Here is a 24191-nt window from a genome sequence, read left to right as displayed (position 1 = left end):
GTGCAAAACTGGTATCCGGATCGTCGCGCCGCCTTTATCGCCCTGCGCGATGCTGCGCACGGCAATGCCCTGCAACGCCAGTACGCCGCCGTGATGCGCCGCTCGATGGACAACGAGGTCATGATCAACGAGGCGCTCGATGGCGAGACCGCACTGACGACGACATTCCCGGATACGCGTCTCGGTCGCCAGCTGCGCATGATCGCGCGACTCATCAATGTACGCAGCGACTTGCAGATGCAGCGGCAGATTTTTTATGTCGGTCTCGGCGGCTTCGATACCCACGACAACCAGCTTGCCGACCAGGCCGACCAACTGGCGCAACTCGATGCAGCGCTTGCCGCGTTCCATGCAGCGACAGTCGAGATGACCGTGGCCGATGCGGTGACCACGTTTACCGCTTCGGAATTCGGTCGCACCACCAGCGTCAATGGCGACGGCACCGACCATGGCTGGGGTAGCCATCATCTGATCATGGGTGGCGGCGTCAATGGCCGGCGCATCTATGGCATCCCGCCAAACCTGACGGTCGAGGGCCCGGATGATGCCGGCTGGGGCCAGATCATCCCGACTACTTCAGTCGATCAATATGCGGCCACGATCGCGCGCTGGTATGGCGTGCCGCCCGTCGACATGTCGACGGTGTTTCCGAACATTGGTCATTTTGCCTCGCCTGACCTTGGCTTCATGGCCTGAGCAACGTGAAAGCGTGGCGCAACCGTCACGCCTGGTTTTCAGCGCGCGTTCGAATTTCGGTCTGGGCACGATGCGAGCGGCGCACCAGTGGCAGGGCCTGTGCGATCAGCCCGCAGGCCGCCAGTGTCCAGACGATCATTGCACCACTCGGCAGATCGAATACTGCGGAGAAGATCAAGCCACTGACGTATCCACAAATTCCAATCGAGTAAGCGATGAACAGGCGCGTCTTGCCGCGCATCCCGGTGGTTGCCAAGGCCGGAACGATCAGGCTGGTGAAGACCAGATAGACGCCGATCAGCTGCACCGAAATCGTGATGGCCAGGGCAAACACCGCGTAAAAAGAAAGTCCGATCAGTCTTCCCGACCGCCAGGCGATCACGGCGAGCAACGCTGCCGAGCCGATAGCGGCGGTCCACAATTGCGAAGGGCTGACCCAGAGAATCTGTCCGACCAGCAGATTCTTGAGGTGTTCGCCACCGTGCGGATTGTTCGCCAGCAAGAGCAGGGCGCCAGAAGCTGCAAGCACAAACGCGGTGCCTATCAACGGCTCTTGGTACTCGGGCCAGCGCTTGTCGGTGGCGCTGAGCAGGCTCGCCCCAAGCAAGGCCGCAATGGCAGCAGCTATTTGCACGACGAAGGCATGCTCATCCATGCCAAAGAACTGGGCGAGAATCACGCCGAGGGCGGCGATCTGCGCAATCGCCAGATCAATGAAAATAATGCCTCGCGCAAGCACCCGCATACCGAGCGGGACATGCGTGGTGAGGACGATCAAACCAGCCAGACAAGCCGGACCGAGGATACTGACATCAAGACCCTCCCAGCTCACTTGAGCGCTCCGAGCAACTTGTCGATGGTCGAATCGTAAAGACCGAACAAATCCTTGGCCTGATCATCACCGCCGACCGTGAACGGCAGCACGACAGCAGGGACACTGGTTCGCTCGGAGAGCCATTCACCGGGTCTGCGATCCTGATAGGCAGCGCTGATGATGGCGATGGCTCCTCCACTTTTCGTCACATCGATCAGGCTCGAAAGATGCGAACTGGTCGGAGGTACACCCGGCTTGGGTTCGAGCGATCCGATTTCGTGCATGCCAAGCCACTGCAGCAGATAGACCCAGCTTGAGTGGTAGACGATGACTGACTTGCCCTTGAGCGGTGCAGCCTTGGCCTCCCAGGCCTTGATCGCGGCTTGCCAGCGTGTTTCGAAGTCACCAAGGCGTTGCTGATATGTCGTCGCATTGGCTGCATCGAGTTCAGCGAGCCGGGCGCCGAGGGCCTTGGCAATGGCCAGCACACGATACGGATCGAGTTGCACATGCGGGTTTCCATCGGGATGAACATCGCCAGCCGAGCGATCGATCGACGCCGGTTTCTCCAGCGTAGTCACCTGGCTGGCGGCCATGAAATGACCCGCACCCGCGCTGACCTTTGTATTGCCAGCCTGGCGCAGCAATTGTGGCAACCAGCCGATTTCCAATTGGGCACCCGTGCAGACGAGCAGATCGGCCCTGCGCATTTTCGCGATCAGGCTCGGCCGTGCTTCGACCACATGCACGTCCTGCAGCGCGTTGGTTGCAATATCGACGGTAATGGCATCGCCCGCCAATTCGTTCAACAACGAAGCCCATTCCGGCTCGCAGGCGAACACGCGCAACTTGGCCTGCACTGGCGTGCTGATCACGGCCGCGATGGCAACCATCAAGAAAAGCATCTTGCGCATTGTCGGACTCCTCAAAATTTGTGCGCGCCATGGGCACCGAGGCTCACCTGGTATTGCAGGCTGAGCACGTTGTCGATGAAGTGCGGTTGCGGTTGGTCATGTGAAAATTGCAGACGCAGAAGACTGAATTCGCTGTTGTGCCAGGTTGCGTCAACGGTGTGCCGGGTCGGATTGAAATCGCTGGCATAGGGTCCGCTTGATGCCGCCCACAACTTGTCATAGCGATAGCCGACATCCCAGGTGCGACTGAAGCGGTACAAGCCTTCGATATAGGCACCATGGCGCTTGCCATTCCAGGCTTGTGCGAGCGCATCGGGATCTTGCGGATCGATCACCATGCCGTCGCGGTCGTCAATAAACGCTTCGCTGCGCACGACGACCCCGGAATCCTTGAAAGCCCCGTGCGGCGCCCATTTCCAGGTGAAATCGAAGAGGAACAGATTGTTGCGACCGCTGAAACCATCCTCGCCGTTGACGGAATCGGTGTGCAGAATCGAGGCCCCGGCCAGCCAGGAATTCTCGAAGCCGACATCGCCACCGGCATGCACGAAAAATGTCTTCGCGCCGATACCGTCGTGCGCTGCACCGCTCGCCGGTGCGGATTCGCCACGGAACGCCTCGCTTCCCAATTCGAGATAGATGTCTGTGGGTGCAACCCAGCGGATCTGGACACCGTCATCACCATATTGGTTGCCAAGAAAAGCCTGGTAAGCCAGCGGTCGATCACTGAAATAGTCGGTATGCGTGTGGTGACTGTTGAGGTAGCCGATGTTCGAATAGAAACGTCCCGCTCGCGCCGTAAAGCCGTCCGGCAGGGCCGTCGTTTCTATGTATGCCTCTTCGATTCCGGTATCGGTTTCGCCGTTTTCGCTTGCCATGGTCAAGGTCAGCTGACCGTAGAATTTGTCGTCAATGTTTGCCGCGAATGAAATTTCGCTCTCGCCGAGCTGCAGACCGTTGAGACTCGGTTCGCCTTCGCCGACCAGAGGAAAGCCCGCGCGCTGATAGTTGAGCGGATCTTGCGAGTGGTTGACGAAGAGTCCATTGAGGATCAAGGCAATGGCCGGATTGAACGCATTGGTCGAAGCGCTGGTCGAGCTTGCCGCCGGCTCGGCACTCACCTGGGCAACGGACTGTTGCTGCTGGGCAGCGATCATCTGATGCAGTTCCGATTGTGCCGCCTGAGCGGCGGCAAGCGCATCGGCGGCCTGCTTCTGGAGCACCTGTGCATTCGCTTCAAGCGCGCGAATACGTTCGGCGAGAGCGGCTATCTGCGGATCAGTGGAAGCTTCGGCCAATGGTGCAGAGGCGAGCAGGATGGTCGCAAGGGCAATCGCAAGCGGGTTGGGGCGCATCGGGATTCCGTAACGTTGGGAGGCATCAATCGCGCGGCGACGGATCCTCTCCGCAACGTCGGCTCTCATGTCGTTACGTTATACCATCACAATTGATGATGGTATTCAAGTGGCCTTTGTCAGGCACGCTCCCTGGCAAAGGCTGAGCAATCCGGTCAGCGCAACACCTGAAATGCCTGCTGCAAACTCGCTGATCCCCGTCCACCACCTGCTGCCGCTGTCGCACCGCTCGATACATCGATCGCTTCGAGCCCGGCTCTTTTTAGTTGGGCATTGGCTTTGGCCAGCTCAGCGGATTGCAAATCGGCGAACTGCTTCTGGATGTCGCCAAGCTCACGGCGCAACGAGTCAATGCGGGCCAGTTGATAATCGGTTGGCTTGCCGTCGTAGGACATGATCGCGCCGTACAGCGAATCGGTATGCTCACGCAGGCGTTCCTCGCCCGTGATCGCTCCGCCCTCCTTGGTCGCAACGATATTCTTGCGGATCGCGTCGGCCTTGGCACCCAGTGATTCGAGCTGCTTGTGCAAGGGCTTGTCGCCATCAACCTTTGCGGCCCTGGCCGCAGCCTGCGCGCGCACGGCATTGATCTTGTCAGCCAGCGTGCTCATGTCGGCGAAGATGTCGCGCACCTTCAGCGCAGCATCGTATTGCGCCTGACGATCCGCTACCGAGAAGCTGACCCGGCGATCCAGGCCGACCTTTATCGTGGTCTCGAACACCTGTTTGTTCTTGGTCATGCGCACGGTGTAGTCGCCGGGCGGGACGCGTGGACCCTGCGTGGAATTGAAAGCAATTTGCGCAGCTTTCGGTACCCGCGGCGGTGGCGCACGCATCGACCAATAGACATGATTGATGCCGCGGCGCACGCTGGATGGCAGCGTATCGAGCACCTTGCCATCGGCGTCGAGCACTTCGATCTTGAGCTTGCCGAACAGATGCCGGGATTTCTGGTAATAGGCAATATCAGCTCCAGCCTTCGGATTGGCACCCGTGAAACTCGCATCGCCCTCGGGCCAACCGCCCGACGCGCTGATACGCTGCTGAATCATGCGCGTTGGCAAAAAGGTCACGTCGCTGCTCAGCGTTTTCGTATCAAGCGCGCGCAACGGTGTGATGTCATCAATGATCCAGATGCCGCGACCATGAGTCGCCAGCACCAGTGACTTGTCGCGGTTCTGCAGGGCCAGATCGCGGACGGCGACGGCCGGGAAATCATTGGCCTTGAATTGCGCCCAGTTGGCGCCGCCATCGATCGAAATCCACAGACCGAATTCCGTACCGGCATAGAGCAAATCCGGATTCACGGAATCTTCGCGGATCACGTGCACGTAGCCGCGCAGTGTCTTGTTGTTCGCGGGCGTGACCAATGCCACCCAGCTCTTGCCGAAATCCGTGGTCTTGTAGATGTAGGGCGCCATGTCGCCGAAGGTGTGGCGATCGATCGCGACATACGCGGTGCCGGCATCGAAGGCGCTAGCCTGGACCCAGTTGATCCAGGAGTCGCGCGACACGCCCTTGATGTTGCGAGTCACGTTGTCCCAGGATTTGCCGTCATCGCGGGTGACCTGAACATTGCCGTCATCGGTGCCAACCCAGATCAGACCCGCCTGCTTCGGCGATTCGCTGATCGAGAAAATCGTCGTATAGGCCTCGGCTGCAGAATTGTCGACCGTGATACCACCGGATTCCTCCTGCTTCTGACGCTGCGGATTGTTCGTGGTCAGATCCGGCGAAATTCGATCCCAGCTCTGGCCCTGATCACGCGAGCGGAACAGGAACTGGGCGCCGATATAGATCGTGCCCTTCTCATTCGGACTCAATGCGATCGGCGTGTTCCAGTTCCAGCGCAACTTTTCATCGTAGTTCGGCATCGGCTGGATATTGCGCACTTCGTGCGTATGCCGGTTGACCCGACCGATGGTGCCGCCCTGCGCTTCGGCGTAGAGATAATTCGGGTCGGCTGGATCGGAGAACATCCAGAAGCCGTCACCACCGTACATGTTCTCCCATTGCGAATTGGCGATACCGCTAGGATAGGCGCTCTGGCCGACCCACGAACTGTTGTCCTGCAGGCCGCCGTAGACCTGGTACGGATCCTGTTCGTCGACACTGACGTGGTAGAACTGCGACACCGGCAGATTGTTCTGTTTCCACCACTTGTTGCCGCCATCGAAGGATTGCCAGACGCCGCCATCGTCGCCGACGATGACGTGCTTCGTGTTCGTCGGGTCGATCCAGACATCATGGAAATCGCCATGTGCGCCGCCGCCGACATTGGCAAAACTCTTGCCGCCATCAAGGCTCTGAATCAGCGCACCATCGGGCTTGAACACGCGTTCCGGATTGTGCGGGTCAACAATCAGGGCGGCGAAATAGAACGGCCGCCAGACCATCATCTGGCTCTTGTCGCGTTGTTCCCAGGTCTTGCCGCCGTCATCGGAACGGTACAAGGCCGAGTCGGTGGATTCGACAAAACTGTAGACGATCTGCGAATTTGATGGCGCAATCGCGACCGCGATGCGGCCGAATGGTTTGCTCGGAAAACCCTTGTTCGCTGACTCGGTGATTTCTGTCCACGATTTGCCGCCATCGGCCGAGCGGAACAAGCCACTACCGGATTTTGCAGTCGCCGATGCGCCGCCCGAGCGAAACGTCCAGCCCTTGCGCCGATAATCCCAGAGGCTGGCAAACAGCACATCGTGATCCTTCGGATCCATGCTCAGCGAAGCGCAACCGGTTGACAGGTTTGAGCCCTTGAGAACGAGATTCCAGCTTTTGCCGCCATCGGTGGTCTTGTACAAGCCGCGATCGGCCGAATCACTCCACATCTTGCCCGGTGCACAGGCGTAGACGGTATCGCTGGACGCGGGATCGACGACGATCTTGACGATGCGCTCCGAGTTCGGCAAACCAAGATGACTCCACGAATCGCCGCCATCGGTCGACTTGTAAATGCCGTTACCTATCGAGACCGTGTTGCGTGTCCAGGATTCGCCAGTGCCGACCCAGACCGTTTGGGAATCGTTCGGATCAATGGTGACCGCACCGATCGACTGCACGGGCTGCTTGTCGAACACCGGCTTGAAGGTCGTACCGCCGTCGCTGGATTTCCACACCCCGCCCGAAGCCGAACCGACATAGATCAGGGTCTTGCCATCCTTGCCGACACGCGCGTCGAGGGCCGCGATGCGCCCACTCATGGTTGCCGAGCCGATATTGCGGATACCGAGGCCCGAGATTGCGCCTGAATCAAGTTTGGCGACCGTGGCCTCGGCTGCGCAGGTTGTGCTCGCAATCGCTGCAATGCTGAGCAAACTGAGCGCCGAGAAACCCTTGATTGACGAAGCTCTCATCGTAGTTGTCCTCGTGCTCATGGCGTGCTCCCGGCCTTGGCGGGGAAGGCGAACAACGCATCTTCAACGTCGGCATTCGCTTCGGCCTTTTCGATCGTGATCTGCTGCTGACCGCTCTGGCCCTTGGTGTGCGTGGTAATCGAGAACGGAAAATAGACGCCATCGACGAGCTCGTAATCGCCAAAGTCGCTGGTGTCCTCGACCTCGGTGCCGCGCACCTTGCGCTGGCTGACCGTACGGATTTCGATGAAATAATCGGGATCGAGATAAACGGTCTGCACGTCGCCATTCTTCAAGGTCACCTTGAGCTTGTGCGCCTCGGTGCCATCAACGTCTTCAGTGCCCTGGTATTCGATCCGATTGCCCTGCGCCTTGTAGTTGATCAAGGGCCCGGCGATATTGGCGTCGTCGGCAAGGCCGCGCGCATCGTCATCAGTCATGCGTTCGGCGGTTTTTCGACCCTGAAAAGGATCGATGCGCCAACCCTGCTCGCCGTTCCAGACCTCGATCTGGGTCAGGCCCTGCACCGAGGCTTCGTTGCGTACCGAGTCCGGTGCCTTCTTGATTTGCTTCAAGCCAAGATCAATCGAACCGAAATCCCCAGCGACACGTACCTGACCCTGCAAGCGCAAGGTCTTGATCGCTTCGATCTTGTCGAGGCCACCGCGCGCTTCGGCGTTTTTGGTCACCAGCTCGTCGACGGTCAGTGCATGGACGGCGGGCGAAATGAAGGCCACGATGAGCAAGCCAAACATTAGTCGATAAAACATGCGAGGCTCCTGGCTGCAGGAAATCAGCCCCGCGCTGCGCAATCCCGCCGCACCGCGAGGGAAGTCGAATACCGAGCCTCAAATCCTAGCGCATCGCGCTCATCCCCCAGAAGGGACAGAAGTCATGCTGACGGCGGAGTACGGCTCTTTTCACGCGGCTGCCGATTCACCCGCGCGAGATCGCCCTGGTAGTGATCGAGCACGCGCTGGTCCATCAGGGCAAACCAGAACCGTGGAAAATAGACTACGGGAATCAGCGCCGCGTAACCGGCCGGCAACTGCGGACTGTCGTCGAAGTGGCGCAAGGTTTGATAGGCACGCCGGGGGTTGGCGTGGTGATCGGAATGACGCTGCAATTGGTACAACATCAGATTGCTGACGATCTGGTTGCTGTTCCAGGAATGTTCGGGGGCGCAGCGCTCGAAGCGACCGCTGGCGTCCTTGCGCCGCAGCAATCCGTAGTGCTCGATGTAGTTGACCGCTTCGAGCAAGGCCGCACCGTAAAGCGCCTGGGCTAGCAGGAACGGCAAGGCCATCCAGCCAAACACGACGATCAGAGCGCCGTACAACAGCAACGTCAACGACCAGGCTTGCAGATTATCGTTGTGCAGACTGCATGCGGATCTGCCCTGCCCGGCAAGCCGCTCGCGCTCGATCCGCCACGCCGAACGCAGACTGCCAAGCATCGTGCGTGGCAGGAATGCCCAGTAGGATTCGCCGAGTCGCGCGCTGGCCGGATCGTCCGGTGTCGCCACGTTTTTATGGTGTCCACGATTGTGCTCGACATGGAAATGTCCGTAGAACGCCGGGGCGAGACTCAGCTTCGACATCCAATCGGCAAAGCGGCCGCGCTTGTGGCCCCACTCATGCGCCGTGTTGATGCCGCCACCACTGACGATGCCGACGGTCACGGCAAGGCCAAGCCATTGCAGTGGATTGAGGTCGGTCGAAACCGCCGCCCAGACGCCGACGATGGTGCCGAGCAATTGCAACGGAAACGTCGCCAGCAGCACCCCGCGATACCAGGGATCGTTCTCAAGTCGTTCGACTTCGGCTTCCGGCGGATTGTTCCGGTCCGCGCCGATCCACCAGTCCAGCAGCGGTACAAGACCGTAGATGACCACGGCACCGGTCCACCAGAACCACGCCGAGCCGGTCAGCTCGACCAGGGCAAAGGCGATCAGGGCCAGAGAAGGCACAACAAGACTGATCGGCCAGAGATGCCGACGTCGATCGATCCAGGGCTGCGCGAGGCTGATGTCGGTCATTTTGTTTCAGGGTCAAGCTGTCGATAGCCGACATGATCCGGCCATGCGGCTGGCGCGACTTGTCATTTTCCGCCACAGTGTTGTCATTTTCAGCCAGACGACTCCAATGGACATGACGCCGAAGTCAGCCGACCGCTTCCTGCCAGCACGCTATTACGCGTTGCTGCTGGATCTCGTCCGCAGCCAGGGCGGCAACACCGATCGCTTGCTGGATCAGATTGGCATCGACGCAAGCACGCTGGCCCTGCCCGATACCTTGCTCAGTCCGGACCAGGTCGACCGCATGATCGAATCAGCCGTTGAAGCCAGCGGTCGTGACGATCTCGGCTTTCATCTCGGGCGCCTGATCAAGCCCAGCAGCCACGAGCTTCTCGGCTATGCCTTGATGACCTCGGCCACGCTGGATCAAGCCTTGCTCATGGCTGCGCGCTACTGGCGCCTGATCTCGCCAGTGTTCACGCTTCGATACCGACGGGTCGCTGACGGCGTGCAAATCAATCTGCATCCGGCGCTGGCGTTGAGACCGTCGACCTTGCGCTTCCATATCGAGGTGATTGCCACCGCTTTTCATGCCGAGATCAGCTTTCTGCTGTCAACGCGGATCCCGGCCTATCAGCTGCACTTGCCGGAATCACTGGCGAATGCCGCGTCGCGCTACCGGCAACTGGCCCCGGCGCGCGTGCGCTTCGATGCGATCCATCGCGCCGGTTTGCAGTTCGATCTGCCCGCGGAAATGGTTGCACGCCCGCTCGCACTCGCCGATCGCAACGCCCTCAACATCGCCCGCCATCGCTGCGAGGAAGAACTGGCCCGATTGACCGAGCGCGGCTCATTGAGCACCTGGCTAGGCATGATGCTCGACCAAGCAAGCGATCATCAGCCGCGCCAGCAGGAACTTGCACGCATCCTGCATTTGTCGACGCGTACCTTGAATCGTCGACTCAACGCGGAAGGCACCAGCTTTCGCGAACTTGGTCTGCAAAGCCGACATCGGCGCGCCAGCAACCTGCTTGCACAAACCGACTTGCCGATCACCCGCATCGCTTTGCAACTGGGATTCCAGGATGGGGCGAATTTTACCCGCGCGTTTCGGCGTGCGGCCGGTATGTCGCCTGTCGAGTTTCGTCGCCGATCGTCAAGGTGATTCCGAATCTGGCGACGAATCTGGCGATGGGCGCCGCCTTTTTATTCCTTGATCTTTACCCCGCTTCGGAGTGCATAAGCCAAAGTCACTGGGCCCCTGCCTGCGCAAGAGCGACGGCGAGGCGGGAGGCGAGTGAATGTCCGGCAGGGATGCCGCGTCGCGAAGCGGCGTAAACATCAATACAAAACGAGAAATTCCACCCGGTTCGAGGAAGATCAACAGAAGCGAATCAAACCAGGAACAACGTCGCCAATCCGAGGAAAATGAAAAACCCGCCGCTGTCGGTCAATGCGGTGATCATGACGCTTGAACCCAGCGCCGGATCGCGATCGTAGCGAATCAGGGTCATCGGAATCAGCACACCCATCAGGGCAGCCAGCAACAGGTTCAAAGTCATCGCCGCGGTCATGACCGCGCCGAGTGCAGCACTTCCGTAGAGCAGCCAGGCAACGAGGCCAATCACGCCACCCCAAATCAATCCGTTGAGCACGGCGACGCCGACTTCCTTGCGCAGCAGTCGCTTGGCATTGGCCGGACTGACCTGTCCGAGTGCGAGTGCGCGGACGATCATGGTGATCGTCTGATTGCCCGAATTGCCACCGATACCGGCCACGATTGGCATGAGCGCTGCCAGCGCAACGAGTTTCTCAATCGATCCTTCAAACAAGCCGATCACGCGCGAGGCAATGAACGCGGTGACCAGATTGATCGCCAACCAGGTCCAGCGATTGCGCAAGGACTTCCAGACCGAAGCGAAAATATCCTCGTCCTCACGCAGACCACCACGACTCAAGGTTTCCGCGTCGCTTTCCTCGCGGATGACGTCGACCATCGCGTCAATTGTCAGACGGCCAATCAGGCGTCCGTCAACATCGACCACGGGCGCGGAGATCAGGTCGTAGCGCTCGAAGGCCTGGGCGATATCGACCACATCCTCGTCCGGATGGAACGTGTGCGCATCGACCGCCATGACATCGCTGACCATGCGCACCGGATCGTTGACCAACAGCCATTTGAGCGGCAGAACTCCGGTCAACACGTTTTCGCTGTTGACGACGAACAGCTTGTCGGTTTGCTCGGGTATTTCCTTGAGGAAACGCAGATAGCGCAGCACCACTTCGAGGGTCACATCCTCGCGGATCGTGATCATCTCGAAATCCATGATCGCGCCGACCTGGTCCTCTTCATAGGACATCGCCGAACGCAGCTGCTCGCGTTCAGGTGCATCCAGGCGCTGCATCAGCTCATGGATGACATCGTCCGGCAGATCCTCAGCCAGATCGGCCAGTTCGTCGGCATCCAGTTGCTCGGCGGCAGCAAGGATTTCCGGCGCATCCATGTCCGCGAGCAGGCTTTCGCGCACGGCATCGGAAACTTCGAGCAGGATCTCGCCGTCGCGGTCGGCCTTGACCAGCTGCCAGACGCTGAGGCGATCTTCCGGCGGCAACGCATCAAGGACATGGGCGACGTCGGCCGAATGCAGCTTGTCGATTTCATCCTGCAACTCGGCAAGATTTTGTCGGCGAATATCGACAATTCGCGCATCGGACAATTCATCGCGTCGCGCTTGATCCTCAAGCTGGCGATGTCGTTCCAGCATGTCGCTCACGCGAGCCAGATGGCCCTGCAACTGCGTGGTCGAACGGGTGCTGGTCTCGATTTCAGTCATCATGCGCTCGCATTCCGCCATACGCGCGCATGGCAGGGATCAGGGATTGTCGGTGGGCCGTTTTCGCGGCATCGCTAGGGGCGTCTGGCTGGGTGAAAAGTGTCTGGCCACGGCCATTTGCGCATCATGCGCGAAGCCGAAGCGACAACGGGCCTCAAATGATACGCCGCAAGGGTGAATCTGTCGCCCGTCGATCGAGGCCGACACACGAAATACCGAGCATCGCCGAGGCAGGCACTCGATCAAATCAGGTGTCGCTGTGACCGAAGCCGGCAAACAACCCTCGCAATTGCTGCGAGAGTGCCGAAACCCCAAGACAGCCGAGCAGACTCAGAAGCAAGGACAGAGAGGGTCTATCGAGCTGGCTGGCCAGAGTCTCGGTTGCTACCAGCCAGTTTCCGCCGTAGACCAAAGCAGCGGCCACAGCGGCCACGCACAGGATCGCGGCAAGAATCTGCAACAGCCGCCGCTCGAATCGGGAGTCGAGCCCGGCGGCGGACGGGCGCTCGGCCGCCAGTGCAGCGACGCGGCTTGCGAAATCAGCCGGCAACGGCACGGCAATCGGCTGCCGGGCGGCGCGAACAACGGAAAGATAACTGGCGCCCAGCGCATCCAGCTCATGACCATCGCCACCATTGCGATCGCAGCGGGCAGCGGCCTCCTGGGCCTGCCATTCACGTTCTTCAGGATTCATGCGGCGACTCCCATGCGGTCGTTCAGCGCGTCGCGTAGTTGCTTGCGACTGCGGAACAGGTGGCTCTTGATGGTTCCTTCGGCGAGGCCAGTAATCATCGCGACCTCGGCGATCGGCATTTCATCAAGATGGTAGAGGGTAAGAATGGTTCGCTGTAGCGGCGGCAGGCACTCGATGGCCGCATGCAGATGATCTGCCGACTGGCTATCGATGCTGGCCTCTTCGATATCGAAATCATCGCTGACCCGATCCAGCGGCGACAGGCCATCGGCGTCAGCGAATGGTTCAGCAAGCGGAATACGCTTGCGCTCCAGGTGCCGTTTGGCGACCGAGTAGGCGACCTGCGCGACCCACGATTTCAGCGCACTCTCGTTGCGATACTGATGCAAATACTGATGCACGCGCAGAAATGCCTCCTGGCAGAGATCCTGGGTATCGTCGCTGTGCCGGACCATGCGATAGATCACATGCCAGCAGAGTTTCTGATACTGCCGAACAAGACGCTCGAAGGCACCTGGCGATCCGCTCAAAACGGCATCGACAAGGGCCTGGTCATCTTCTCGACTGGTCGGCGTGCTGGTCACGAGATACTGGATACGCCGGTGATGCGAATGGTTGCAAGCCCCTGGACCGGCCTGTCCGTGAATGACAGATGGTTTGGCAGCCGTGCCGGACAAAGCCCGACAGCCTGCCCGCTGCAACCGATTGTGGATCAGCCGTATCTCATGTTCCGCACCGCAACCACTACCAGGTCAATTCCATGAACAATCTCGAATTCCTCATCCCGATCACCCTGTTCGTCTGCATCACCTATGCGATCAAGGCCGTGGTCGATGCCCGCGTACGCAAGCAACTGGTCGCATCGAACGTCTCGCAGGAGCTGATCCAGTCGATCGTCGAAGCCGACGAACTGCGCCGCCGCCATTCCACCTTGCGCTGGGGCGCCATCCTGATCGTGCTGGCTATCGGCTTCGGCCTGGTGGAATCCCTCGGCTTGCGCGATGTCACACCAGGCGTATTCGCCATCCTGCTCGGCGCCACCGGCATCGGCAATCTCGTCGCCTTCGCGCTGTCGCGCAAATTTCCGAGCTGAACCTTGAGAGCGGGCCCCTTTTCCCGGAGGGGCCGCTCATTCGAAATCCGTCGCCGATCCGACAAGATTCAGCCTCAGGCACCATGGCTGCTCGCCAACCAGCGACTTTCGGTCGTCACTCGAACTCTGTGCCACCAATCACGGTATTCGCTTGTCTTGGATAACTGTCTGGGCTAGCCTCCTGTTTGGCATCAAATTCAAGTTTGATTCAGGCTTCCCTGTCAAACCCGCAATGCCAGTTCAACCCTGCTTATACCAAGGAATAAAGATGACCCGAATCCATGTCACCGTCATGGCATCCGCCCTGGCCACCATGCTGATTGGCGCGAGCGCCGCCAGCGCCCAAACCACGCTTTACGCTCAGGGACCGGCAATCGGAACTCCGGGCGTTACCGGTGGCGGAGCCTACGTCCCGCCCGGAACCCTTTATGACAACCAGCAGGCCGATGGCACCACGTCACTGGTGTCACAGGACTCATCGGGCACCTTTCAAGCACGCTCAGCCGATGATTTTTCGATTCCGGCTGGCGCATGCGCCAGTGGCGTCTTCGATATTTCGCAGGTTCGCGTACAAACGACCCAGCAGAATGCAGCGCCACAGTCCTTTGGCCTCGATCTGTTTAATGACGATGGCAGCGGAACCTCACCGACCGCCGGCATCAACCCGTTTGCCACATTCCCGCAGACTTCGCAAACGAATCTGGGAGCATTCGGAGCAGCAACGAGCCTTTTTGAAGCCTCATTCAACACACCTGGGCTTCAGCTCAATGCCAATACCGTCTATTGGGTATCGGGCTTTGGTACAGATGCCGCAGCCAATGCTGCAGGTTTCAACAACTACTTTGCCGCTTCGACCGGCGCAACCGGCACGAGCGCCAATGGCGTACTGATTGCTCCAGGTGCCGGCGTAGCAACCTGGACAGAAGCCAGTGCGGTCATCGGACCGCCTTCACTGGCCTTTTCATTCGCCATCGATGGAACCTGCGCCACGGCTGGAGCACCACTGGAGCCGCCACGTGAATTGCCGACGCTCAGTCAGTACACCTTGATGCTTCTCGGTCTTCTGCTCGGCATCGCTGGTGTAACCACGACCCTGCGCCGCCGTCGCGAGCAGTAGTCAAACTACAGGACGACATCTCTGTCCTGAATTGAAAACGGGCCGCTCTTTGCGGCCCGTTTTCGTTGCAGTTACCTGCACAATTCTGTCTTCGGAATCCCGTTCCTCAGAACGGAATATCGTCATCCTCAAAACTGTCATTGCGCGAGGGTGCCGGTTCATTCTGACGCGGCGGTGCCGATTGCGGACCACGCGGTGCGCCGCGTTCGGGACGATCGCCGCCTCGATCACGGTTGCCTCCACCACCCCCGCCACCTTCGTTGCCGCCGAGCATCTGCATCTCGTTGGCGATGATGTCCGTGCTGTAGCGCTGGATGCCTTCCTTGTCGGTGTACTTGTCGGTTCGAATCGAGCCTTCCACATACACCTGGCGACCTTTTTTCAAATACTCGCCAGCAATTTCCGCGAGCCGACCGAACATCTTCACACGATGCCATTCGGTGCGCTCCTGCTGTTCGCCGGATTGCTTGTCCTTCCACGATTCAGAGGTCGCCACGCTGAGCGTGCAGATCGCTGTCCCTCCAGCCGTGTATCTGACCTCAGGGTCTGCACCGAGATTGCCTACCAGGATGACTTTATTCACGCCCCTTGCCATTGCATCGCTCCTCTTTGTCGATTCATTGCAGACTTGACCTTCGGCATTGGCCCACACCGCAATCTCAGGGATTGCGACCGAACCTGCCGGAACCAGCGCTGCATGATACATGTGAGAGGCATGCGCTTCGCCCATCAAGAGCGGGCCTGGACGACAAAAGGACTCCGCAGCTGGACTGAATGGCTGTCCCGGGCTATCCGCTACAGCGGATCCAGCCGATCATTCCGTGCAGCGACGCTGGAGACATGCGAGCGTATGCGCTGGCGTGTCAACCCACCATTCCATTACAGAATGAATGGTTTGCCGCCTGAACCCGTTCTCTTGTGGGAACCTCGTGTGCAGGCTCGCCGGCAACCCCAGGAATTTCTGTGTCCCGATCATCAATCCGCTGGATCATCGTTGTCGTTCTCGCCATTGCTGCGTTCGCTCTCTGGCGCAGTGGTTTACTGGCAGAACTCAACCTGCAAGGCCTCAAGGCAAGGCAGGCGTCGCTGGGCACATGGGTTGCCGCGCATCACTGGCTCGCCCTCGGCTCCTTCTTTGTCGCCTATGTCGCCGTGACCAGCCTGTCCTTGCCCGGCGCGGCCATCCTCACCCTGGCCGCGGGTGCCTTGTTCGGCCTGCTCGAAGGCACCGTGCTGGTTTCGTTCGCCAGTTCTATCGGCGCCACCCTCGCCTTTCTGGTTTCACGTTTCGTCTTGCGCGACAGCCTGCGTGCCAAATATGGAAAGCGCCTGCGCTCGTTTGATGAAGGCATCGAACGCGACGGCGGCTTCTATCTGTTCACGATGCGTCTGGTTCCGGCATTTCCGTTTTTCCTGGTCAACCTGCTCGCGGGCCTGACTGCGCTGAAGACCAGCGTGTTCTACCTGGTCAGCCAGATCGGCATGCTGCCGGGGACAATTGCGTTCGTTTACGCCGGCACCCAGCTCGCGCAGATCGACAGTCTCTCCGGAATCCTTTCGCCGGGCCTGATTGGTGCCTTTGTCCTGCTCGGCATATTGCCGTTGCTGATGCGCTGGCTGACCCGCTGGATCCAGGCGCGGCGCGTTTACAAAGGCTACCAGCGACCTTCGCGTTTTGATTTCAACCTGATCGTGATTGGCGCCGGCTCCGCTGGCCTGGTGTCTTCCTACATCGCTGCGACGGTGAAGGCCAAGGTCGCCCTGATCGAGCGCCACCGCATGGGTGGCGATTGTCTGAATACCGGTTGCGTGCCGTCCAAGGCCTTGCTGCGCAGTGCGCGACTGATGGCCGATGCACGCAACTCGGAGCGCTATGGCATCGCCAAGGTCAACACCGAAATCGATTTCGCCGACGTGATGAGCCGCGTGCACGAGATCATCGCCAAGATCGAACCACATGATTCGGTCGAACGCTACACCGAGCTTGGCGTGGATGTGATCAAGGGTGATGCGCGCATCCTCTCGCCGTGGCAAGTCGACGTCGACGGCCAGCGCTACACGGCACGCAGCCTGATCATTGCGACCGGCGCGCAAGCCCGCGTGCCTGATATGGAAGGCCTCGATACGGTCGATTTCCGCACCTCCGATACGCTATGGGAAATCCGTGAATTGCCGAAAAAGCTGGTCATTATCGGCGGCGGACCGATCGGCTGCGAACTGGCTCAGGCTTTCGCCCGCCTCGGCAGCAAGGTCACTCTGGTCCAGAAGGGTTCGCGTCTGCTGCCGCGTGAAGATGTCGACGCCTCGACCGTCATCGAAACTCGATTCGCTGCAGAGGGGATCGACGTGATCACCGATTGTGAGGCCATCCGTGTCGAGGGCGACAAGTCGGCCGGCACCCTGATCGGCAAGCGAGACGGCACCGAGGTCAAATTCGACTTCGATCGCTTGCTGCTGGCGCTTGGGCGCAAACCGAATGTCGAAGGGTTTGGCCTCGAAGAGCTCGGCGTCGAGATCGACAAGCGCGGCACCGTGAAAACCGATGCACTGCTGCGCACGAATTTCCCCAACATCCTCGTCGCTGGCGACGTCGCCGGCCCCTACCAGTTCACCCATGTTGCTTCACATCAAGCCTGGTACGCGTCGGTCAATGCGCTGATCGCGCCGTTCTGGAGCTTCAAGGCCGACTACCGGGTGATTCCGTGGGCGACGTTTACCGATCCGGAAGTCGCCCGGGTCGGCTTGTCCGAGGCCGAAGCAAAGGAGCAAGAGATCGAAGTCGAGGTAAGCAAATACGGCCTTGATGATCTCGATCGGGCGATTGCCGATTCGGCCGATCACGGCTACGTCAAGATCCTCACCCCACCGGGCAAGGATACGATCCTCGGCGCCACCATCGTCGGCGAACACGCGGGCGACCTGCTCGCCGAGTTTGTCCTTGCGATGAAGCACGGCATCGGCCTCAACAAGCTGCTCGGCACGATTCACATTTATCCGACCATGAGCGAGGCCAACAAGATGGCAGCTGGCGTCTGGAAGCGCGCGAATGCGCCGCAAGGCATCTTGCGCATGGCCGCAAAGTTCTTCGCATGGCGCAGGGGTTGAGCCGATGTGCTGGATGATTGCCGGATTGTTGATGCTGGCTTCGATCGCCGCCTCAGGCGCACAGGCCGAGGGTTTTGATCAAGCCCACGCCGCCTGGAACACGCTTGTTGCCGACCATGTGCAGTGGAATGCCGAGGGCACCACGAGCACCGTCGACTACGCCGGTTTTGCCCGCGATGCGAAGGCACTGGACGCCTATCTCGACACGCTATCGAAAATCGATCGAAAGACAGTCGACAGCTGGAATCAGGACGATCGCGAAGCCTTCCTGATCAACGCCTACAACGCGGCCACGGTCAAACTGATCCTGACTCGTTACCCGAATCTGAAGTCGATCAAGGATCTCGGCGGACTGTTTTCATCGCCCTGGAAAAAGGAATTCGTCGATCTGCTCGGTGAGCGTCGAAGCCTTGATTCGATCGAGCACACACTGCTGCGCGGGGCGAGTGATTATTCCGATCCACGCATTCACTTCGCGGTCAATTGCGCATCGATCGGATGCCCGGCGCTGCGTCCCGAGGCTTATGTTGGTGCGACCTTGCGCACACAACTGGCCGATCAGACCACGCGCTTTCTCAAGGATCGCAGCAGAAACCGACTCGCCAGCGATGGAAAATTGGTGCAGGTATCGAAAATCTTCGACTGGTATGCGGGCGATTTCGACGCTCACACCGGCGGAGTCGGAGCATTCCTCACCGACCATGCCGATGCATTGGGCCTCGATGCGGAGAAAGCCCAACGGCTGCGCGAGGGCAAACTGTCCATCGATTTCACCGACTACGACTGGTCACTCAACGGATCGACGCACTGATGTTGATCCGCCTGCTGATCAGCTTCATCCTGCTGCTCGCCACTGGCCGGCATGTTTGCCTATCTCATAGCCCTCTCCTCACGTTGATCCAGGAAACACAATGAACGACCCCAGCATTCATGAAGACGTCCGCCACTACTACGGCAACGTGCTGCAATCGACCAGTGACCTCAAGACCGGTGCCTGCTGCCCGAGCGAGTCGATGCCACCGACCTTGCGTCCGCTGCTGGCTGACATCCATCCCGAGATCAACGAACGTTTCTATGGCTGCGGCTCGCCGCTACCACCGGCGCTGACCGGCAAGACCGTGCTCGATCTCGGTTGCGGAAGCGGACGTGACGTCTACCTGCTTTCGCGCATGGTCGGCGAACAGGGTCGCGTCATCGGCGTCGACATGACGGCCGAACAACTGGCCGTGGGCCATCGTCATCAGGCCTGGCAGGCCGAACGCTACGGCTACGCGCAATCCAACGTGCGCTTCGTCGAAGGCAAGATCGAGCGACTGGATGCCTGCGGAATCGACGACGCCAGCATCGACGTGGTCGTTTCCAACTGCGTACTGAATCTTTCGCCACAGAAGGACAAGGTTTTCGCCGAGATATTCCGTGTGCTCAAGCCCGGTGGCGAACTGTATTTTTCCGATGTCTTTGCTGATCGTCGGATTCCCGTTGAATTGCTCAGCGATCCGGTCCTGCTTGGCGAATGTTTGTCCGGCGCCCTGTACATCGAGGATTTCCGGCGCGTGCTCAACAAGATCGGCTGCGCCGACGCGCGCTGTGTCAGCCAGGCACCGATCCCGCTGATCGATCCGGCCATCGAAGCACGCATCGGCATGATCGGATTTCGTTCGATGACGATGCGCGCATTCAAGCTGGACCTCGAAGACCGCTGCGAAGATTTCGGTCAGATCGCGACCTACCGCGGCGACCTGCCCGGCCTGCCGCACGCCTTCACCCTCGACGATCATCACCGTTTCGAAACCGGCCGACCCATGCGTGTCTGCGGCAATACCTTCGACATGCTCGCCGCGACCCGCTATGCAAGCCACTTTGAGCTGCACGGTGACAAGCGCGTCCACTACGGTTTGTTCGACTGCGTTTCGCCAAGCTCCGAACCTTCAAGTGCTGCCGCGAGCTGCTGCTGAAGCCCATGACTGCAAACGTCGCCATCGTCATCCCGGTTGGACCAGGCGACTACGCCTGGCGTGGACTGCTGCCACAACTGGCTTCAGCCGATTCCGATGAAATCATTCTCTCGATGGCCGATGGCGATGCCGTTTTCACGGATGCGCTAACCAGCAACCTGCGCGTCATTCACTCCGAAGCCGGGCGCGCAAGACAACTCAATGCGGGTGCCCATGCGGCACGAGCGCAATGGTTGTGGTTCCTGCATGCCGATTCATGCGTCGGCGTCGAAGCCATTCAGGCGATGCAGGCATTCGTCACCAACAATGAACCCGCGATCGGCTACTTTGATCTGCGCTTCCTCGGCGATGGTCCGCGCTGGATGGCGATCAACAGCTTCGGTGCTTTTCTGCGCAGCCGCCTGCTCGGCTTGCCGTTTGGCGATCAGGGCTTGCTCATGCCGCGACGGGTTTTCGAATCCCTCGGCGGCTTCGATGATGCAGTCGGCAAGGGCGAGGATCACGCCTTGATCTGGCGTGCACGTGCCCAGGGCGTGCCGCTGCGTGCGCTTGGTGCAAGCATTCGCACCAGTGCACGCAAATACGCCGAGCATGGCTGGTGGCGGACGACCTGGCAGCATCTGCGCATGACCCGCGCGCAAGCGCTGAGGTTTTCCCGACTGGCGCATTCGCAACGCGCAGGTGATCGCCAATGAGCTGCGCGATCGCAATCTTCGTCAAGACCCCGGCCCTTTCACCAGTAAAGACTCGCCTCTGGCCACAGCTCGGTCGAGGCAAGTCCGAGCGCCTGCATCTGGCATCGGCGGCGGCGGTACGTTCCATGGTCGAGAAATCGAGTCACGCTGGCACGACTACCGGCTACTGGGCGATTGCCGAGGCAGCCGAACTGAGCGCATCGCACTGGCCGGGCTTGCACCACGTCGAACAAGGCATGGGTTCACTTGGCGAACGCATGGCGTGCGTGTATCGACAACTGCGTACGCATCATCGCGGCGTCATTCTGATAGGTGCCGATGCCCCGCAGTTGCAATCTCATCATCTCGTGCAAATGGCCGAATGGCTGGATTCAACAGCCCCGCGACTGGGCATCGGCCGAGCCGAGGATGGCGGCTTCTGGCTGTTCGGTGGCAACCAGGATCTGGTTGAAAGCGCCTGGACCCGTGCCCACTACAGCCGGGCGACGACATCGGTCGAGTTTATTGAAGCGATGAGCGGCTACGGGGATTGGCTCGAACTCGACATTCTGCGCGACATCGATGAAGCCTCGGATATCGAGCCGGTTCAAGTCGCGCTCGCATCGCTGGACGCGCCAAGCGCGGAACAACGCCAACTGTGCGTTGTTCTTGGGGAGCTGAATAGCGCCAGGGAGGAATGCCTGTGATCGCCTGGATGCTGGACAATGGCGCCATCGTTCGCTTCACGGCCATCGGCTCGCTGTTTCTGATCCTGCTCGCGATCCAGTTTCGCATGCCGACACGAGGCGAACCTTTTTCCGCCAAACGCTATTTGCGCAATCTTTCACTGCCGCTGATTTCGGCCTTGATTGTCTATCTGCTGTTGCCACTGACGGCGGTGAGCTTCGCGGCGGCCGCCAGTGATCTGCAGCTGGGCCTGTTCAATCATCTGGACTGGCCGCTTGCGCTTGAATTCACCATTACGATCATCGCCCTTGACCTGGCGATTTACTGGCAACACCGCTGGATGCATTGGGTGCCATGGCTGTGGCGAATCCATCGTCTGCACCACAGTGATACCAACTTCGAGTTGAGCATGGGCCTGCGCTTCCACCCGTTCGAGATCGTGCTTTCGCTGCTGTACAAATGCCTGGTCATCGCCGCGCTCGGCGCAGCCCCGATTGCGGTGCTGGGTTACGAAGTTCTGCTGGCCGCATTCGCACTCTTTTCGCATGCTGATATCGCCATCCCGCAGCGCTGGGATCGTCAACTGCGCAAGCTTGTCATCACTCCGGACTGGCACCGCGCGCATCACTCGATCCATCGCGCCGAAACTGACAGCAACTATGGCAACCTGCTCAGTATCTGGGATCGATTGTTCGTCTCGGTGACTGAACAGCCGCGCGATGGCCACCGCCAGATGCAGATTGGCCTGAATCAATTTCGCGACGAGGCATCGCAACGACTTCCCGCCATGCTGTTGCTGCCATTCGTCAACGACCACACCCCCTCAAAAGAACAAGTGAACCCGCATGCGTGATACCTGGCCAAAACTCGAACACAGCGACTTTCCATCGATCGAGCGTGGTCGCATCACGACCCTGCAATTGAACCTTGGCTATCGCTGCAATCTCAGTTGCATCCATTGCCATGTCAACGCCGGTCCGCGGCGCACCGAAACGATGGATCGCGAAACCATGCAGCTTGCCCTCGACGTCGGCAAAAAACTCGGCGTCAGCATCCTCGACATGACCGGCGGCTCGCCGGAAATGAATGTCGATTTCCGCTGGCTGGTGGAAACCGCGAGAGCACAGGGACTGCACGTCATGGATCGTCTCAACCCGACCATCATGGAGGAGCCCGGCTACGAATGGGTCGGCGATTTTCTTGCTGCGAACCAGGTCGAAGCGGTCGCCTCGATGCCCTGCTACAGCCAGGCCAATGTCGATGAACAGCGAGGCAACGGCGTCTTTGAAAATTCGATCACGGCATTGCAAAAACTCAATGCGCTGGGCTACGCACAATGGGGTTCCGGCCTCGCGCTCAACCTGGTCTACAACCCGAATGGCGCTTTCCTGCCGCCCGAGCAATCAACGCTTGAAGCCGACTATCGTGGCCTGCTTGCAGACAATTTCGGCATCCGCTTCAATCATCTGTACACGATTACCAACATGCCGATCCAGCGCTTCGGTTCCTGGCTGATATCGAAAGGGAAATTCGACAGCTACATGGAGACCCTGCGCAACGCCCATCAGGTTGCCAATCTCGATGCGGTCATGTGTCGCTCGACCTTGAGTGTCGGCTACGATGGCCGCGTGTTCGACTGCGATTTCAACCAGATGCTCAAGCTGCCATTGGCCGGACGCAAACATGACACGCATTTGCGCGATCTGCTCGATGCCGAATTGCCGAAACAAATTGGCGTTGCCGGACATTGTTTCGGCTGTACTGCCGGTCAGGGATCAAGTTGCGGTGGTGCGCTGAATTAAGGCAACACTGATCAAGTGGCCCAACCGTCATGGCATTCAGAAGGTTCGCCGGTCGTGCCGCGTGGCGAAGTGAAGGCTGGTAGCCTTGACGAGCTGCGCGCAGACAGGTGTCGTGACGATTGCGCCACTTGATCAGCGTTGCCTTAACCGTACCCGGGACTAGCGAGTGAACAAGGCGAGCGGCGCAACACGCGCGGTAATCGAAGCTGCCCTCGACGCGATCGCCGAGCAGCAGCCTTGTGCGCTGGCGATCGTCGTTGAAACCATCGGATCGACTTACGTACGCCGCGCTGCAGCGGCATTGTTTCGTGCGGACTCAAGGCAAATCGGCTGGCTCAGTGGCGGCTGCCTCGAACCCGAAATCGCTCGGCGTGCGCAAAGTGCCGCCACGAATGCGTGCGTCGAGTGGATGGAAATTGATACGCGCGACGACGAGGATCTCTTCGCTGGCTCCGCCGTCGGTTGTCGCGGACGCCTACGTCTGGTCCTGCTGCCGGTCGTGGCACTGGATGGTTGGCAGCCACTGGCCAGCGCATGGTTGGCTGGCAGTGGAATGCTCGAATTCACACTCGACGCAAACGGTCAAATCGATTGCGAGATTGCAGGTCAATCGCGCTCATGGCAATTGCCATCGAATTTCGCTGGCTGGGAGGGCGAAGACGATGCATCCCGGCGCTGGCAGGTCGAGTTGCCAGCACCGCCCGGCGTCCTGGTATTCGGCGCCGGCCCCGAGACACCGCTGCTGATACCGTTATTGCGCTCGCTTGGCTGGATGACATCAATCGTCGAGTCGCGCCCGCGCTGGCAGGCGAACGCCGCACTTGCCGATCATCGAATCGAAGCCCGCCCAGAATCCGCGATTGCGGAGATCGGCTTCCGCGCAATTCGTGCTGCGCTGATCATGCAGCACAACTTCGAGATGGATCTTGAGGCGCTTCAGGCACTTGCTTCGACAAACCTGCCGTTTATCGGCCTGCTGGGACCGAAACGTCGCCGTGATGATTTGTTCAAGATCCTCCCGGCGGATGTCCGCGATTCCCTGCAACCACGCCTGCACTCGCCAATCGGCCTCGATCTT

General features: G+C 59.7%; 22 protein-coding genes. 12 read left to right on the top strand and 10 right to left on the bottom strand.

Translation table 11 applies throughout. The features are described 5' to 3' along the window. On the top strand, window positions 1-696 hold a 696-nt coding region (locus tag VFN25_RS02515), incomplete at its 5' end, for a DUF1501 domain-containing protein (protein WP_325138478.1). 25 nt (window positions 697-721) lie between these two features. Here VFN25_RS02515 and VFN25_RS02510 read toward each other — a convergent pair. The 6 genes from VFN25_RS02510 to VFN25_RS02485 form a co-directional block, all read right to left on the bottom strand. Continuing rightward, window positions 722-1528, bottom strand: a complete 807-nt coding sequence (locus VFN25_RS02510) for a metal ABC transporter permease (protein WP_325138476.1) — start codon at window positions 1526-1528, stop codon at window positions 722-724. Then, window positions 1525-2424, bottom strand: a complete 900-nt coding sequence (locus VFN25_RS02505) for a metal ABC transporter substrate-binding protein (RefSeq protein ID WP_325138474.1) — start codon at window positions 2422-2424, stop codon at window positions 1525-1527. Before VFN25_RS02505 ends, VFN25_RS02510 begins: the two co-directional genes overlap by 4 nt. Window positions 2425-2435: 11 nt before the next feature. Next, window positions 2436-3779 carry a hypothetical protein gene (locus VFN25_RS02500; RefSeq protein WP_325138472.1) on the bottom strand — a complete coding sequence of 448 codons (1344 nt, stop codon included), beginning with the start codon at window positions 3777-3779 and terminating at the stop codon, window positions 2436-2438. 155 nt (window positions 3780-3934) lie between these two features. Further along, the gene (locus VFN25_RS02495) at window positions 3935-7135 is read right to left on the bottom strand and encodes a WD40/YVTN/BNR-like repeat-containing protein (RefSeq protein ID WP_325138471.1); all 3201 of its coding nucleotides are present in this window, start codon (window positions 7133-7135) and stop codon (window positions 3935-3937) included. A gap of 17 nt (window positions 7136-7152) precedes the next feature. Next, window positions 7153-7905 carry a hypothetical protein gene (locus VFN25_RS02490; protein ID WP_325138468.1) on the bottom strand — a complete coding sequence of 251 codons (753 nt, stop codon included), beginning with the start codon at window positions 7903-7905 and terminating at the stop codon, window positions 7153-7155. 122 nt (window positions 7906-8027) lie between these two features. Continuing rightward, window positions 8028-9173 (bottom strand): alkane 1-monooxygenase, encoded by a 1146-nt coding sequence (locus tag VFN25_RS02485; RefSeq protein ID WP_325138466.1) that lies wholly within the window; start codon window positions 9171-9173, stop codon window positions 8028-8030. On the opposite strand from VFN25_RS02485, the gene VFN25_RS02480 reads away from it, so the two are divergent. After that, window positions 9163-10317, top strand: a complete 1155-nt coding sequence (locus VFN25_RS02480; RefSeq protein WP_325138464.1) for an AraC family transcriptional regulator — start codon at window positions 9163-9165, stop codon at window positions 10315-10317. The genes VFN25_RS02485 and VFN25_RS02480 overlap by 11 nt on opposite strands. A gap of 229 nt (window positions 10318-10546) precedes the next feature. On the opposite strand, the gene mgtE is transcribed toward VFN25_RS02480, so the two are convergent. The 3 genes from mgtE to VFN25_RS02465 all read right to left on the bottom strand — a co-directional run bounded on the left by mgtE (window position 10547) and on the right by VFN25_RS02465 (window position 13264). Continuing rightward, a complete protein-coding gene (gene mgtE / locus VFN25_RS02475) occupies window positions 10547-11989 on the bottom strand; it encodes a magnesium transporter (protein ID WP_325138462.1) in 1443 nt (480 codons plus the stop codon). A 244-nt stretch (window positions 11990-12233) separates the two neighbouring features. After that, on the bottom strand, window positions 12234-12680 hold the full coding sequence (locus VFN25_RS02470) for a hypothetical protein (protein WP_325138460.1): 447 nt from the start codon (window positions 12678-12680) through the stop codon (window positions 12234-12236). Beyond that, complete coding sequence (locus tag VFN25_RS02465; protein ID WP_325138457.1) at window positions 12677-13264, bottom strand: sigma-70 family RNA polymerase sigma factor; 588 nt, start codon at window positions 13262-13264, stop codon at window positions 12677-12679. Before VFN25_RS02465 ends, VFN25_RS02470 begins: the two co-directional genes overlap by 4 nt. Window positions 13265-13440: 176 nt before the next feature. Here VFN25_RS02465 and VFN25_RS02460 point away from each other — a divergent pair, with 176 nt between their 5' ends. Both VFN25_RS02460 and VFN25_RS02455 read left to right on the top strand, forming a co-directional pair. Beyond that, window positions 13441-13773 (top strand): hypothetical protein, encoded by a 333-nt coding sequence (locus tag VFN25_RS02460; protein ID WP_325138456.1) that lies wholly within the window; start codon window positions 13441-13443, stop codon window positions 13771-13773. A gap of 268 nt (window positions 13774-14041) precedes the next feature. Then, on the top strand, window positions 14042-14890 hold the full coding sequence (locus VFN25_RS02455) for a hypothetical protein (RefSeq protein ID WP_325138454.1): 849 nt from the start codon (window positions 14042-14044) through the stop codon (window positions 14888-14890). A gap of 106 nt (window positions 14891-14996) precedes the next feature. Here VFN25_RS02455 and ssb read toward each other — a convergent pair whose 3' ends face one another. Next, window positions 14997-15485, bottom strand: coding sequence for a single-stranded DNA-binding protein (ssb, locus tag VFN25_RS02450; protein ID WP_325138452.1), 489 nt, complete (start codon window positions 15483-15485; stop codon window positions 14997-14999). 368 nt (window positions 15486-15853) lie between these two features. On the opposite strand from ssb, the gene VFN25_RS02445 reads away from it, so the two are divergent. The 8 genes from VFN25_RS02445 to VFN25_RS02410 form a co-directional block, all read left to right on the top strand. Further along, window positions 15854-17995 (top strand): FAD-dependent oxidoreductase, encoded by a 2142-nt coding sequence (locus VFN25_RS02445; protein ID WP_325138450.1) that lies wholly within the window; start codon window positions 15854-15856, stop codon window positions 17993-17995. 31 nt (window positions 17996-18026) lie between these two features. Continuing rightward, window positions 18027-18806: a DUF547 domain-containing protein gene (locus tag VFN25_RS02440; protein ID WP_325138448.1), complete on the top strand. Its 780-nt coding sequence runs from the start codon at window positions 18027-18029 to the stop codon at window positions 18804-18806. Window positions 18807-18906: 100 nt separating this feature from the next. Next, entirely contained in the window at window positions 18907-19950 is a 1044-nt protein-coding gene (locus VFN25_RS02435) for a methyltransferase domain-containing protein (protein ID WP_325138446.1), read from the top strand. A 5-nt stretch (window positions 19951-19955) separates the two neighbouring features. Further along, window positions 19956-20645 (top strand): glycosyltransferase family 2 protein, encoded by a 690-nt coding sequence (locus tag VFN25_RS02430; RefSeq protein ID WP_325138444.1) that lies wholly within the window; start codon window positions 19956-19958, stop codon window positions 20643-20645. Then, window positions 20642-21331 (top strand): TIGR04282 family arsenosugar biosynthesis glycosyltransferase, encoded by a 690-nt coding sequence (locus VFN25_RS02425; protein ID WP_325138441.1) that lies wholly within the window; start codon window positions 20642-20644, stop codon window positions 21329-21331. The genes VFN25_RS02430 and VFN25_RS02425 overlap by 4 nt, the downstream gene beginning before the upstream one ends. Next, on the top strand, window positions 21328-22164 hold the full coding sequence (locus VFN25_RS02420) for a sterol desaturase family protein (RefSeq protein ID WP_325138439.1): 837 nt from the start codon (window positions 21328-21330) through the stop codon (window positions 22162-22164). The genes VFN25_RS02425 and VFN25_RS02420 overlap by 4 nt, the downstream gene beginning before the upstream one ends. Then, window positions 22157-23113 carry an arsenosugar biosynthesis radical SAM (seleno)protein ArsS gene (arsS, locus tag VFN25_RS02415; RefSeq protein ID WP_325138437.1) on the top strand — a complete coding sequence of 319 codons (957 nt, stop codon included), beginning with the start codon at window positions 22157-22159 and terminating at the stop codon, window positions 23111-23113. The genes VFN25_RS02420 and arsS overlap by 8 nt, the downstream gene beginning before the upstream one ends. Before the next feature lie 166 nt (window positions 23114-23279). Continuing rightward, on the top strand, window positions 23280-24191 hold a 912-nt coding region (locus tag VFN25_RS02410), incomplete at its 3' end, for an XdhC family protein (protein WP_325138435.1).

Origin of the sequence: Dokdonella sp. (assembly GCF_035703485.1) — a bacterium.
Taxonomy (GTDB): Bacteria; Pseudomonadota; Gammaproteobacteria; order Xanthomonadales; family Rhodanobacteraceae; genus Dokdonella.
This window is presented reverse-complemented; position numbering and strand designations above follow the sequence as displayed.